This window comes from Komagataeibacter sp. NFXK3, from assembly GCF_054182245.1.
This window is the reverse complement of the sequence record NZ_JAPIVJ010000003.1, coordinates 126440-140938: the sequence shown is the minus strand read 5'-3', so window position 1 is coordinate 140938 and position 14499 is coordinate 126440. Positions and strand designations below refer to the sequence as shown.

The window sequence follows — 14499 nt, the reverse complement described above, 5'->3', positions numbered from 1 at the left end:
GCCATCTTTCCAGACACGGCGGCGCAACCGGTCCCGCCCTGCGCGAAACGGGCAGCCTGCCCATGCATGCCCACAGGGCCATCACCTGTTCCGACAGCAGGCAGGACGTGGCTCGTCCTGGCGCCAAGCTGTTGCAGGATACCAAACGTATCCTGGCTGATCTGTCCTGCCTGTATGATCACAGATCCTTAGCCATTGCCTATACGCTGCACGCAATACCCGACCCCGGCCTGGACATTGACGCGAGGCTGCCCCCGACATTGCGCCTGCTATGGGAAATCATGAACGACATGCCGCCAGAAGCACAGGCCAGGCCAGAAATACACAGGTCGCAATCATAACGACCTCCGTACCTCATAATATGTGGCCAGGATAATTGATCAGGGTTTCGGAGCCTCGTCGCCCAAGCATGAAAATACGTATCTCCGCATCGTGACGCAGGCGCAAATACTGTGCAGGCAACAGGGAGATGTTGTTATACCGGAAAAAGGCGGCATGCCCGACATTATGAATAACAGGACAGCAGGATGAAAAAGCAGCCTAGGAAACATTCCGTCCTGCCCAAAAAAAACGCCGCCCTCAAAAGGCGGCATCCTGCAGCTTCTGTTATTTTTAAATCATCTCATCAGGCAAAAAGCTGACAACCAACTTTCCCGGACTGGCGCGCAAGGCAGGGGTCATGAAACCCCTGCCCTGCTCCGTATCAGATGCTCCTTGTGTTCCGATACGATGGCTCAGAAATCGAGCGACGTCTTGACGTAATACATGCCGCCATTGAACCCGTAGGGGGAATAGGACGCGTATTTGGCAAGGCCCAGCTGCGACTGGGCAATGCCCGGGGCAACGCGGGTCGGGTATTTGTTGCCAAGGTTGTTGGCGCCTACGCCAATGGTCCAGCGCGGCACGGGCTTGTAGTCAATTTCCATGTTGGTGATGAGGGCGGGGTTCTGCTCGAACGGCACGTCACCCGGGCCCGTGGGGGCTGCCATGTAGGTCATGGAGCCATAGCGCATTTCCTGTACGAAGACCGACCACTTCTTGTACTGCCAGTTTACGCTGATCTGCTCGCGGTTTTTAGGTGCCGCATGCAGCACCATTTCCTTGGTGTATTCGTTGACCAGGTTGCTCTTGCTCGAACGGATTTCGTTATCCGAGAAGTTGATGCCCATGGCAAAGCGGAACTTGCCGTAACGGTGGGTATTGAGAGTGTAGTCAGCGGTCAGGTCACCACCAAATGTCTGCGTATTATACAGGTTTGCATAGTAACTGATCGACGACACGGTACCCAGACCGTTGATATACTGGTCGACATCAAAACTCCTGGAGCTACCCATCCGGTCATTAATGGCGATGTAATACAGGTTACCTGCCAGGTGAAAACCATCTACGGGTGTTGCATCAATACCAATGGTATAGCTGCGCGAATACTCACCCTTCAGAGTGGTCGCACCATAGGACTTGGCCAGGGCACTGTTGGAGGGAACCTGATCCACGGTATAACCGGGATAGGGCGCCGAATAGAAGTACGAAATCTCACCCAGCGTCGGGGGGCGATAGCCGGAATTGATGTTGGCGCGGATGGCCCAGCGCTTGTTGAAGTTGTAGCGCGTGCCGACCGAACCGGTCTCGACGGTCGCCATGTTGCTGTAGTTGGAAACACGGCCGCCCAGGGTCCATTCCCACTTCTTGGTCACATAGAAATCAAGGTTGGCAAAACCTTCGTACACGTCACGGTTCGTGTTCGAAACGGCCAGCGCCGGGTTGCCGGGATGATCGGTTGCACCCTGCCCGCTCCATGAATTGGTCTCACCTTCGGTCATCTGGAAGGTATCGTGGCGATATTCCGCACCGAACCTCAGGTTGATGTTCCTGGGCAGGAAACCGGTATGGAACGAACGTGACCCCCTGAGCCCGGTAGTAAGCTCGGTCGAGATCGACTTGCCATCATAGAAGGACGTCTGGGTCGGGTCGTATGCATATCCGCCGCCAGACGCCAGCGAAGCGTTTTCTGAATCCTTGGTGCCGTATGTCTGCTGGTCGCGCCCGAATGTCACGTACGCATCCCATGCAAAGCCGAATTTGCGCGTACGGATGCCGTTATCGGTCTCGAAGTCGTACTGGTCCATGGTAATGTAGGGCTGGTCACCATTGGGGTAGAGCGACGGGTTGACCCATATATTATTATCCGCATTGGCGCGGAAGGTTTCAGCCACGTTGGCGCGACGGTGCGAGAAGGTCGACGTGCTGTAAAAGTTGAATCCATCCCCCAGGGGCACGGACATGTTTTCGCTCAGGGTTTCAAGCGTGCTCTTGGGCAGGCCCAGGCCACGCTGCACATTGCGGTCTGCCGTATTGTTACGCGCGCCATCGAACAGGTCGCCATAATAATCGCCGCCGCGCGTCGTGGGCAGCTGGTGGGTCACCTGTGCCGCAAGGTCAAGGTAGCCGCCCTTGTTGCCCAGCGCCATGGCGTAGCTGGCCGAGCCATCAAGCGCCTGGCCATCGCCCGCGTAATAGCCGCTGTTCTTGAAGTTGATGGTGCCACCATGCGTATCGCGCTTGAGCACGATATTGACCGCGCCCGCAATGGCATCCTGCCCGTACAGCGCGGAGGCGCCTTCGGTCACCACTTCAATATGGTCGATCGCGGTGATGGGAATGAGCGAGATGTCGGCCGGCTCGCTGCCCCAGTTGGTGCCTGCGTTGGCGTTGAAGTTGGCGCCAATATGGCGGCGATGGCCGTTCACCAAAATCAGCGTATCATCGGGCGACTGGCCACGCAGCTGCATGGTCTGCACGAAGGAGCTGGCACCGCCACCGGGCAGGGCTGCGGTGGTAATGGCAGGGTTGGCCTGCGCCAGCGCGGACAGCACGTTGCTCTGGCCGGTCTTGAGCAGTTCCGCGCCTGTTACGACCGTAACCTGCGTGGTGCTGTGCTGTGGCGTGCTGGGGGAAAAGACGGAATTTGTCTGGTGGCCGCCTACATGGATCTCTTCAGGGTGGCTCGAGGCCTGCAGGGCTGCGGGCATGGCGTGCCTGGGGGCGGGCGCCTTTTTATCGGCGGCAATCCGGTAGTGTTTTTGCGCCGACGAAACGGTAGCGGTCGCGGCATCACCCACGGCCGGCACGAATGTACCAAATGCCACCCCGGCCACCAGATATAACTTGCGCTTTGACAGGCCTGACATCTGCCTCTCCCCCCTGAAACTCGACCGAACGTTCCGTAATGAATATGTGCGATCTTATGATGCGCGTGCGTTATGATTTGGCGTCATATGAATTATTGATATGTTAGGAACCCGGATTGGTTCTTACTTTCACATGACAAATTATATAACTGAAAACGCTCTGATTTTTGCGAACGTGTTGCTTTTTTGCATAATAGTTTCAAGTATCAGGAAGCATGGCCGCACAGGCCTGCATGGGCCCCTGCAGCACCCTGCCGCGCCACCGGCCATATAGCCCGCATATGGTACAATATGTTGACAGTTAAAGAAAAATCCCTAATGTCAAGGTTATAAATTCATAGCTAATACATTTACGGAGTTCCCGTTGGATATACGCCGACTACAGGCTTTTATTAAGATTATCGACCTTGGCAGCATTTCGCGTGCGGCTGACCTGCTCAATATTGCCCAGCCCGCACTGAGCCAGCAGCTCGCCACACTCGAGAATGCTTTCAAACAGAAGCTTGTCATCCGCAGCAAGAGCGGCGTAACCCCCACCACCGCCGGGGCGGAACTGTACCGGCATGCACAGACCCTGACCAAGCAGTTCGACCGGGCCATGGTTGAAATCAGCCAGGGTGCTGGCCCGCTGGTGGGCAAGGTCTCGGTCGGGCTCTCCCCCTACAGCGCAGGGTCCACGCTTTCGGTCAAGCTGCTGCAGCTCGTACGCGAGCGCCTGCCCGACATTACCCTGCACCTGACCGAAAGCTTTGATGACATATACAGCGAACTGATCATGACCGGGCGGCTGGACATGGCGGTGATCCATGGCGCAGGCCCCATCAAGGGCGTTATTTTCACGCCGCTGATGAAGGAGGAATTCTTCCTGCTCGCGCCGCATGGCCTCGAATTCCCCCAGAATGAAAATGGGGCCGTGCAGCTTGCCGACATCGCCGACATTCCCCTCCTGCTGCCGCCCAAACATAATTTTGTCCGCAAGAGCGTGGACATGGCCTTCATACGCAAGCAGCTTGAACCCCGCATCGTGGCCGAAATCGAGGCGCTGATCACCCTGCAGGGCGCCATAGAGCAGGGCATTGGCAGCACCATCCTGCCCTGGTCCGTTGCCAGCCGCATTGTCGTGCCGGGCAAGTCACGCATCTTTCCGCTGCACAACCCCGTCATTCAGGAAGACGTTTCGCTCTGCATTCCTGAAATCATTCCCGAGACCGAGGCCTCCGTGGCCGTGCGCGAACTGCTTATCGACCTCGCCAAGACCATGGCCGCCTCACATAACTGGCCGGGCGCCCAGCCTTTCGGCTGAGAGGGCTCAGACCACAACACGCCCGATATTGGGGCGGGTCAGCGCATCGGGCTGCAACAGGGTCGCAAGCTGTTCGGGAGAAAGCAGCCTGTCCTCCACGATCAGGTCCGTCACCTTGCGGTCTTCGGCCAGCGCGCGCCTGGCAAGGGCCGAACAGGTATCATACCCCAGCACCGGCACCAGCGCGGTAATGATGCCGATATTCAGGTCAAACAGATACTGGCACCGCGCCCGATCAGCATAAATGCCGCTGATGCAGCGGTTGGTCAGGGTTTCGATGCCGGCGCGTAGTGTCGCGATGGACGTAAACAGGCAATAGCCGATCATCGGTTCAAACGGATTGAGCTGCAACTGGCCGCCATCGGCGCACATGGTAATGGTCAGGTCATGGCCCACGACCAGATAGGCCACCTGGTTGACCGCCTCGGGTATGACGGGATTGACCTTGCCCGGCATGATGGAAGACCCGGCCTGCACCGCCGGCAGCACGATTTCACCCAGGCCCGTGCGCGGCCCGCTGGAGAGCAGGCGCAGGTCGCTGGACATTTTTGACAGTTTGAGCGCCAGCCGCTTGAGCGCGCCCGAAAACAGCACGAAAGCCCCCACATCCGATGTCGCTTCAATCAGGTCGGGCGCACTGCTCATGGGCCGCCCAGTCAGGCCGCGCAGTTCCTCCATGACAGCAGGGGCATAACGCGGGTCGGTATTCAGTCCCGTGCCAATGGCCGTTCCGCCAAGATTGACCTGCTCAAAGGCCGCGGCATGGGCCCTGATGCTCCTGATTTCACCCGCCACCGCCGTGCGGAACGCCCCGAATTCCTGCCCCAGCGTCATGGGCACGGCATCGCGCAACTGGGTGCGGCCAACCTTCAGGATGGCATCAAACGCCTTTGCTTTTTCATCCAGCGCCGCGTGCAGCCCTTCAAGGGCCGCCACCAGCGGATCAACCGCGAGCAGCAGGCCCAGGCGGAGCGCGGTGGGATAAACATCATTGGTGGACTGCGCCATGTTGACATGGTCATTGGGGTGCAGCACGCCGTAGGCGCCCGGTTTTTCACCCAGCAGCCCCAAAGCGACATTGGCAATGACCTCATTGGCATTCATGTTTGTCGAGGTGCCTGCCCCGCCCTGCATGGCATCCACCACAAACTGCGCGTTATAGGCGGGGTCTTGCAGTATCTGCTGGCAGGCACCGTCAATGGCATTGGCGCGCGTGGGGTCGAGATGGCCCAGCGCAAGATTGGCCCGCGCCGCCGCCTGCTTGACCACAACCAGCCCCTGCACCAGTTCGGCAAAACTGCCGATCGTGATGCCGCTTATGGGAAAATTGTCCAGCGCACGCTTGGTATGCACGCCCCACAGCACGCCGGGGGGCAGCGTAACCTCGCCCAGAAGGTCGCGCTCGACGCGGGGGCCGAACTGCCCGCTCTCCACCGCCACAGGGCTGGCCTGGCCCGTCTGGGTGCAGGTCGCGTGATCTCGCGCCGGAGCGGGCATATTAATCATTTCGGTCTGTCCACGTTAAGAATAATGCCACGACGCGGGCGGAGCAGAACCCGCGCCACGCCAGTATTCGCATGTCATGACACGACATCAGGCCAGAAAAACGCGACGGATACGACCGGCGCACCGTCGCGACATCCGGCCCGGGCGTATCAGTCAGGCTGGATCTGCATGATCGCGGCGCCATATCCAACCAGCGCACCGGGCTGCCCCGTTACCTCGGCAACCGTGCCTGCCGCCGGTGCCAGAACAGGCACCTGCAGGCTGTCCAGCGTAAGGAGCGCTACAATATCACCCTGCGCCACCTTTGCGCCCACCGGCGCGAAAGCGGTGTCGCGCTGCGGATGGGTCAGGCACAGATGACCAAAATACGGTGTTTTCACCGCCACCAGCCCGCCCCCGGCTTCCGGCTGCGATGCAGGCGGGGCATGGGATGAGGCTGCCGCAGGTGCGGCCTGCCCCACGCGGATGCGCAGTTTCAGCCCTGCCGCCTCGTTGCACAGTTCCAGGCTTTCCAGCCCTGCCTGCGCCAGCCATGTCGCCATCTGGCCAATCTGTTCAGGCTCTGGCAGCCGATCAAAATGGGGCACCAGCTGTTCGGAGCGGTTGCTCATGAGGCCGTCCTTTTTGCAAGCCAGCGTTCGAGATAGTGGATATCCACCCCGCCGCGCGCGAACGCGGGGTCGGCCAGCAGGTCCTGATGCAGGGCGATGTTGGTTGATACCCCTTCCACCTTCATTTCCGCCAGCGCCACGCGCATGCGCGCAATCGCCTGCTCACGGGTCGCGCCGTAGCTGATAATCTTGCCGATCAGCGAATCATAATAAGGCTGCACCGTGTAGCCCGCCACGACATGCGTATCGACCCGGATGCCCGGGCCACCGGGCAGGTCCCAGCGCGTGATGGTGCCGGGCGAAGGCATGAAGGTGAACGGATCCTCGGCATTGAGGCGGCATTCGATGGCATGACCCTGCAGGCCGATATCCGCCTGGGCCATACCAAGCCGTGCGCCTTGGGCGATGCGCAACTGCTCGGCCACGATGTCGATGCCGGTTGTCTCTTCCGTAATCGGGTGCTCGACCTGCACGCGGGTGTTCATCTCGATAAAGGCGAACACGCCATCTTCGTACAGGAACTCGAACGTGCCCGCACCCCGGTAGCCGATACGCCTGCACGCCTCGGCGCAGCGTGCGCCAATTTCGGCAATGGTTTCGGGAGCGATGCCGGGGGCGGATGCCTCCTCCAGCACCTTCTGGTGGCGGCGCTGCAGCGAGCAGTCGCGCGCGCCCAGCCACAGCGCTGTGCCGTGGGTGTCGCACAGAACCTGAATTTCGATATGACGCGGCTTCTGCATGAAGCGTTCGAGGTAGAGCGTCGGGTTGCCAAAAGCCTGCTCGGCTTCCTTGGCAGTCAGCGTTACGGCCTGTGCCAGGTCTTCCACGCGCTCGACCACACGCATGCCACGCCCGCCGCCACCGCCTGATGCCTTGACGATAACCGGAAAGCCCACCTCCAGCGCAATGGCCCTGACGGCATCCATGTCAGCGGGTAGCGGCCCGTCCGATCCGGGCACGCAGGGCACGCCCGCCTCGCGCATGGCGCGCTTGGCGGTGATCTTGTCGCCCATCATGCGGATGGACGCGCCCGTGGGGCCGATGAAGGTCAGGCCCGCTTTTTCCACCGCATCGGCAAAATCAGCATTTTCCGACAGGAAGCCGTAGCCGGGATGAATGGCCTGCGCCCCGGTCAGCCGGGCGGCAAGCAGCAGCCCGTCGGGGTCGAGATAACTGCGGGCCGCGGCAGCCGGGCCAATGCACAGGGCCACATCGGCCTCGTGCACATGGCGGCTGTCGGCATCGGCTTCGGAATACACGGCCACCGTCTCCAGCCCGAGCTGGCGGCAGGCGCGCTGGATGCGCAGGGCAATCTCGCCGCGATTGGCGATCAGCACCCGGTTGAAACGTGGGGTCTCACTCATGCCAGCCGGAACAGGGGGGTGCCTGCCTCCACTTCGGTGCCGTCTTCCACCAGCACGGCGGCAATCCTGCCAGCCTGTGTTGCGCGCACGGCGTTGAACACCTTCATCGCCTCGACCAGCCCCACTTCCTGCCCGGCCTGCACGTCCTGCCCCACCGTAACAAACGGCGGCGCTCCCGGCGCGGGCGAAAGATGGAACACGCCATAGGACGGGGCGGCAATGACCGCCTCCTCCGCCACGGGTGCCGCCACCGGCTGCGCAACCGCTGCGGGAACGTGCGCCGCCACTGTGGGCAGCGCTGCGGGGGGCGCAGCCTCAGGCTGCGTGCTGCCGCCACGGGTGATGCGGATACGGCAGCCACCTTCCTCAACCTCCAGCTCCGTAACCGGAGCCGTGGCCAGCAGGTCGATCAGCCGCCTGACATGCGTGAGATCCACTGGTCTTACGCCGCGCCGGTTGTCTTTTTGGCGAAGTTCAGCCCGCCCACGACCTGCATGGTCGGCAGCACTTCCATGAAGCTGACATTCATGCGCTGCGGCGACATGACGGCGAAGGCGACGGAGTTGGCGATATCCTCAGGCAGCAGGGACTCATATTCATCAAAGAAACGCTTCTTCGCTTCTTCCATGTTGCCGATCAGGCGACCGAACACCTCGGTTTCGCAACGCGCGGGCGAGACTTCGGTCACGCGGATGCGGTGGCCGAACAGGTCGCAGCGCAGCTGCTGCGAGAGCGAATGCACGCCTGCCTTGGTGGCATGATAGACCGTATTGCCGCCAGCAAAGGCATAATGCCCGGCAATGGAGGTGATGTTGACGATATGGCCACGATCACGCTTGATCATGCCCGCCACCACCAGCCGGGTCAGCTGCAGCACGGCGCGCAGGTTCACGTCCACCAGCGCATCGATATCCTCGGGCGTCGTGTTGGTGATGTTGCCCGTGCGCGACTGCCCGGCATTGTTGACCAGGATGTCGATCTCGAGATCCTTGACCAGCGCCTCGATCCCGGCCTGGTCGGATACGCTGACGGCATGCACGACGCAGCCGGTTTCCTTCGACAGCTGCTCCAGCCGGGCCGCGTCACGCGCCAGGGCATGAACCTCGATGCCTTCCTGCGCCAGGCGGCGCACGATCTGCGCGCCAATGCCAGAAGATGCGCCAGTGACGAGGGCGGTACGATACGGCTGGTTGCTCATGGTAAGAAAACCCGATCCTGAACAGAAACACTAACACCACCCGGCCCCACAGCGGATACCGGATGCTCAGCTATTGATTTTCATGCTAACCACCATGGGCGACAAGCGCCAAGAGCACTTCGTTCTCACGCCATAACATAATATGATGGCCCGGCTATCATGCTGAGCCATAAGATTATTCAATAGCCTCACAACCACAATTGCACTGGCCATCGTTACGTAAACGGTCATACTCTTGCATCTGGCACTTCATGCCACGAAACCTATATTGTTACGGTTCAGGCTCAATAACCGGCGCCGTTCCAGGGACTGTGTATTTTGAACACGGATATAAAGAACGATGTGGCGCGCGATACGGCTGCGGCGCCTGCCATAAGCATGATCGGCACGCGCGCCATGCTGTTCGAGGCACCGGGTGATTTCACCATGGCCCACCAGCGCCGGGTCTGGGCGTTGATGGATGCAGCACAGGCGCGGCCCGACGTGCTTGAGCTCATTCCCGGCGTGACCAACCTCATGCTGATCTTTTCCGCGCCCCCCGAGCGCCCGCAGGCGGTGGCGGAGTGGCTGCGCCATGCCTGGAACACCCTGCCCGAGCGGCATATCGACGGGCAGCTGTTCGAGATCGGCGTACGCTATGGCGGCGCGCTGGGCGAGGACCTGGAAGCGGTCTGCGCCCATTCAGGCCTGTCGGCGCAGGAAGTCATTTCCATCCATCACGGGAGTGAATACACGGTCTGCGCCATTGGCAGCGCGCCGGGCTTTGGCTACCTGCATGGCCTTGACCCACGCATCGCAACGCCGCGCAAGACCGTGCCATCGCTGAACATGCAGGCCGGGACCGTCATCATCGGCGGCATGCAGGCGGGCATTTCCGCGCTGACGGGGCCGAACGGGTGGAACTCCATCGGGTTTACCGACCTGCGCGTGTTCGATCCCGCCAAGCAGCCCCCTGCCCTGTTTGCCGTTGGCGATCGCATCCGCTTTTACCCCGAAAGCATAGAGCTGTGATTACGATCCTTGAAACATCCGCCCTGAACACGGTGCAGGATCTCGGCCGCCCAGGCTACCGCAACCTGGGCGTGGGCACCTCGGGCGCGATGGACACGCTCGCCCTTCAGGTCGGCAATATCCTGCTGGGCAACCAGATGGATGATGCCTGCATCGAACTGCAGACCTATCCCTTCGTGCTGCGCTTTGACGCACCCGCCACCTTTGCCGTGACAGGCATTGACGCCCTGATCGAACTCGATGGCCGCACGGTCCTGCCCTGGATGGTCGAGACGGCGGCGGCGGGGCAGGTGCTGCGTATCGGGCCGCCCAAGGCGGGCGCGCGCGGCTATATCTGCGTTGCAGGCGGCATTGAGGTGCCAGTCGTGCTGGGCTCGCGCAGCACGCAGCTGCGTGGCAGCTTTGGCGGGCTCGACGGCCGCCCGCTGGAGGCGGGCGATACGCTCAGGACCTCGGGCACTGCGCTGGATGTGGCAGGCTATGGCGCCCTGCCCCCCGCCGCGGTGCTCGATACCATGGCGGGCGACAAGGATGCGAAGGTCATCAACCTGCGCGCGATGCCCGCAACCGATTACGCCCTGTTCACGCCTGAAGGCCAGAAGCGACTATGGGAGACCGCATGGCGCATCACGCCGCAGAGCAACCGCGTGGGCTACCGCCTCTCGGGCGCCCCGCTTGAACTGCGCCACCGGGTTGAACTGCGTTCCTATGGCGTGATTGCCGGTATCGTGCAGGTTCCGCCCGCGGGCGAGCCTATCGTGCAGTTGGCTGACGCCAATACCGTGGGCGGCTACCCGCGCATCGCCACCGTGATCGAGGCCGATCTGTGGCGGCTGGCGCAGGCACGCATCGGCATGCGCATCCGCCTGCATGAATGCAGCTTTGCCGAAGGCGTCGCCGCCATGCAGCCGGTCAACGCCTATCTTGACGACCTGCGCCTGATGGTTGCCCATTACCGCTCATCCGCCCGCTGCCGTGCTGGCATGAAACCTGGAGCCAAGGCATGAAGATCGACCTCAATTCCGACATGGGCGAAGGTTTTGGCCGCTGGAGCATCGCTGATGATGACGGGCTGATGGACACCGTCTCGTCAGCCAATATCGCCTGCGGCTTCCATGCCGGTGACTACGCCATCATGGACCGCACCGTGCGGCTGGCGAAGGAAAAGGGCGTGGGCATCGGCGCCCATCCCGGCCTGCCCGACCTGATGGGCTTTGGCCGCCGCGCCATGGCCGTATCGGACGCGGATATGGAATCCATGATGTGCTACCAGATCGGCGCGCTGCAGGGCATTGCCGCCCGCCACGGCCACCGGGTCACCCATGTCAGCTATCATGCCGCCTTTGGCAACATGGCCAATGCGGATGAAGGTCTGGCCCTGCGCCTGACCCGTGCCATCGCGGCCCTTGACCGGAACCTGAGCGTGTTCTGCATGCCTGGCCAGGCGACCGAACGCGCCGCCGAGAAGGCCGGCCTGCGGGCGCAGACCCTGTTCCTGGCCGATCGTGCCTATACTACCGCAGGCACGCTGGTGCCGCGCGGGCAGCCAGGCGCGGTCATCCATGACCTGGCGGGCGTGCGCGCGCGCGTGCGGCAGTTCCTGCAGGACGGATCGGTCACGACCATTGACGGCGCGCGCCTGCCGGTCAGGGCGCAGTCCATTCTGGTGCACAGCGATACGCCCGGATCACTGGAACTCGCCCGCGCCATCCGCGCGGAAATCGAGGCGAGCGGCGGCGTGCTGACGCCCGCCTGCCAGCTTTAGGAACCGGAGCCTCCCTCCATCCATAAGAATTTCCTATTGCACCGCAACGAACGCCTATGACCCGGCCCCAGCCCCCTGCGTTACGGTGCCGTAACATGACGCGCGTGGGGGCATCCGGCAGCATTGATTGATGAAGCGCGCCGCTGTCCATGTCGTGCATTGAGGTACGGATAAAATGAAGCATGACCTGAAACGTGGCGCCCTTCTTCTGGCATCGGCAACATTTTTTACCGCTGCCCTCAATGCCCTGCAGAAACTGACCGGCTCCACGCTTCCCGCGCTCGAGATCATTTTCTTCCGCAACCTGTTTTCGCTGCCCTTCGTGCTGCTGATTGCCTCGCGCTCCGGCATTGTCCTGAAAACACATCACTTTGGCGGCCATGTCCTGCGCTCGGTCGTGGGGCTGATCAGCATGATCATGGTCGTGATCACCGTGACGCGCCTGCCACTGGCCGAGCAGCAGGTGCTGTCCTACACGCAGCCGCTGTTCCTGGTCCTGCTCTCGATCCCGCTGCTGCATGAGCGGCCCTCGCTCCAGCGCTGGGTTGCGGTCTCGATCGGGTTTTCGGGCGTGATCGTGGTGGCTCTTGGCAAGGGGCTGCTGCATGGCCACGGCGCGACAGGCGCTGCCGTGCCGAGCTGGGCCTATTTCGTAGCCCTGGCGCAGGGGGCCGTGGGCGCCCTGACCACCATGCAGATCCGCCAGCTTTCGGCCACGGAATCCAGCACCACCATCGCCCTGTGGCAGGCCATTCTCATGACCATCATGACCGCGCTGCCGCTGCCCTTCATCTGGACCACACCCGGCCTGACCGAAGCGGGCTGCCTTGTTGCCGTGGGGGCATTCGCCGGCATTGCGCAGGTGCTCCAGACCGAGGCCTTCGCCTCGGCGCAGGTCTCCGCCATTGGCCCGTTTGCCTATTCCGGCCTGCTGTGGGCCGCGCTGATCGGGTGGTTCGGGTTTGGCGAGATGCCCGGCATCGCCATGGGCATTGGCGGGCTGCTGATCATTGGCTCCGGCGTGTGGATGCTGCGCAATGACCGCCCGGCCAAACAGAAAGCGGTGGCGGAAGGCACGATGGATGCCGCCACCGGCACCCCGCCCTGATCGCGGCACACCCTGGGCCCCGCCCCCTTCCCTCTCGTAATTCATGGCACACCAGGAGTCCTACAGCGTGACAACAGGTGAAATGACCACCGACGCACGAAGCAGGCGCGCAATTCCTGCCCGCTACGTGTTCTTCTTTCTTGTCTTCCTGATGTACGCCATCAGCTATGGCGACCGCGCGGCGCTCTCCATCGCCCTGCCCACGATGGGCAAGGAGTTTTCGCTGACACCGGTGCAGATGGGCTGGGTCTCGTCAAGTTTCCTGTGGTCGTATTTCCTGCTCAACCTGCCCTCGACCATCGTGCTCGACATGGTTGGCGCGCGCGCTATTGGCAGCCTTGCCGTGGGCGTATGGTCATTTGCCATGCTGCTTGGTGGCATGGCGCAGAACATTACCCAGTTCCTGATGACCCGCGTGCTGCTTGGCGTGGGTGAGGCGCCGACCTTTGGCGTGGGGGCCACGGTGGTGCGCAACTGGGCGCAGCAGCGCGAGCGCGGCTCGGTCATGACCATGCTGCTCACCGGCATGCAGCTCGGGCTGGCAGGCGGCACGATTGCGGGGGCCTACCTGATCACGTTCTTCGGGTGGCGGTGCGAGTTCATGGCGCTGGGCGGCATAGGCATCGCCTGGGCGCTGGTGTGGTGGCTGGTGTACCGCAACCCGAAGGAAAAGCCCGACGCCGCCCCGCGCAGGCCCATTTCGGCCCGCGAGATCAGGAACCTGTTCCGTTCCTCCTCCTTCCTGGGAATACTGGCGGTGCAGTGCACCCAGAACTACCTGAACTTTCTGGTCATGTCATGGATGCCGCTGTACCTGATCCATGAGCTGCACATCAACACGACCGGCACGGGCAACAGCACGGCCCTGTGTTATCTGGCCGCGGCCATTGGCGCGGTGGTTATCGGGCGCATTCTGGAGCATCTGGTCTTTCGCAGGGGCATTCATCCGCCCAACCGGCGTTTTGTTGTCGCAACCTGCCTGCTGGGCGCCGCCACGATCGGGCTGCTACCGCATTTCCATACCATGATGCCCATCCTGCTCGTGCTTTCTGGCGCGCTGGCGTGCCTGATGGCGGCCAATGGCGCCAATACCGCGCTGCTGACCGATATGGTGGAAGACGGCGGCAAAATGGGCGCCGTAACGGGGGTGACCCTGACATGCAGCAATTCGCTGGGGCTGCTCTCGCCTATCCTGACCGGGTATATCGTGTCCTGGACCGGCAGTTTTGACATGGCGTGGTATATATGCGCCGCCGCCCTGCTCGTTGCAGGCGGGCTGTCACTTGCCATGGTGCGCAACCCGATCCGGATGGACGGGTAAGGGAAACACGCTGGCCTTCATAGGATTGTTGTATGGGGCCAGACGGTTTTCACCGCTATCTAACCTGTAGCGAAACGATCTACGATCGCTATGAACATCCAACATGCTGTTGCATTGAGTGAAA

At 61.8% G+C, this 14499-nt stretch carries 12 protein-coding genes; 6 read left to right on the top strand and 6 right to left on the bottom strand.

The annotated features are described in order from the left end of the window. Positions 1-734: 734 nt before the first annotated feature. Positions 735-3188 (bottom strand): TonB-dependent receptor plug domain-containing protein, encoded by a 2454-nt coding sequence (locus OQZ28_RS04810; RefSeq protein ID WP_207303501.1) that lies wholly within the window; start codon positions 3186-3188, stop codon positions 735-737. A 364-nt stretch (positions 3189-3552) separates the two neighbouring features. On the opposite strand from OQZ28_RS04810, the gene OQZ28_RS04805 reads away from it, so the two are divergent. Further along, positions 3553-4491, top strand: coding sequence for a LysR substrate-binding domain-containing protein (locus OQZ28_RS04805; RefSeq protein WP_458135325.1), 939 nt, complete (start codon positions 3553-3555; stop codon positions 4489-4491). A gap of 6 nt (positions 4492-4497) precedes the next feature. Here the strand turns inward: OQZ28_RS04805 and OQZ28_RS04800 are convergent, their stop codons facing one another. From OQZ28_RS04800 to OQZ28_RS04780, 5 genes are all read right to left on the bottom strand, one after another. Further along, complete coding sequence (locus OQZ28_RS04800) at positions 4498-5997, bottom strand: aspartate ammonia-lyase (protein ID WP_458135324.1); 1500 nt, start codon at positions 5995-5997, stop codon at positions 4498-4500. A gap of 149 nt (positions 5998-6146) precedes the next feature. Beyond that, a complete protein-coding gene (locus OQZ28_RS04795) occupies positions 6147-6608 on the bottom strand; it encodes an acetyl-CoA carboxylase biotin carboxyl carrier protein (protein WP_458135323.1) in 462 nt (153 codons plus the stop codon). After that, on the bottom strand, positions 6605-7972 hold the full coding sequence (accC, locus tag OQZ28_RS04790; protein ID WP_130732626.1) for an acetyl-CoA carboxylase biotin carboxylase subunit: 1368 nt from the start codon (positions 7970-7972) through the stop codon (positions 6605-6607). The genes OQZ28_RS04795 and accC overlap by 4 nt, the downstream gene beginning before the upstream one ends. After that, complete coding sequence (locus OQZ28_RS04785) at positions 7969-8409, bottom strand: acetyl-CoA carboxylase biotin carboxyl carrier protein (RefSeq protein ID WP_458135322.1); 441 nt, start codon at positions 8407-8409, stop codon at positions 7969-7971. Before OQZ28_RS04785 ends, accC begins: the two co-directional genes overlap by 4 nt. A gap of 5 nt (positions 8410-8414) precedes the next feature. After that, complete coding sequence (locus OQZ28_RS04780) at positions 8415-9170, bottom strand: SDR family oxidoreductase (RefSeq protein WP_130732628.1); 756 nt, start codon at positions 9168-9170, stop codon at positions 8415-8417. A gap of 378 nt (positions 9171-9548) precedes the next feature. Here OQZ28_RS04780 and pxpB point away from each other — a divergent pair, with 378 nt between their 5' ends. From pxpB to OQZ28_RS04755, 5 genes are all read left to right on the top strand, one after another. Next, the gene (gene pxpB / locus OQZ28_RS04775) at positions 9549-10181 is read left to right on the top strand and encodes a 5-oxoprolinase subunit PxpB (RefSeq protein WP_458135427.1); all 633 of its coding nucleotides are present in this window, start codon (positions 9549-9551) and stop codon (positions 10179-10181) included. Further along, positions 10178-11188, top strand: a complete 1011-nt coding sequence (locus tag OQZ28_RS04770; RefSeq protein ID WP_458135321.1) for a 5-oxoprolinase subunit C family protein — start codon at positions 10178-10180, stop codon at positions 11186-11188. The genes pxpB and OQZ28_RS04770 overlap by 4 nt, the downstream gene beginning before the upstream one ends. Beyond that, the gene (locus tag OQZ28_RS04765; protein ID WP_130732630.1) at positions 11185-11946 is read left to right on the top strand and encodes a LamB/YcsF family protein; all 762 of its coding nucleotides are present in this window, start codon (positions 11185-11187) and stop codon (positions 11944-11946) included. The genes OQZ28_RS04770 and OQZ28_RS04765 overlap by 4 nt, the downstream gene beginning before the upstream one ends. A 175-nt stretch (positions 11947-12121) precedes the next feature. Next, positions 12122-13054 (top strand): DMT family transporter, encoded by a 933-nt coding sequence (locus OQZ28_RS04760; RefSeq protein WP_130732631.1) that lies wholly within the window; start codon positions 12122-12124, stop codon positions 13052-13054. A gap of 82 nt (positions 13055-13136) precedes the next feature. Beyond that, complete coding sequence (locus tag OQZ28_RS04755; RefSeq protein ID WP_458135426.1) at positions 13137-14375, top strand: MFS transporter; 1239 nt, start codon at positions 13137-13139, stop codon at positions 14373-14375. Positions 14376-14499 lie beyond the last annotated feature (124 nt).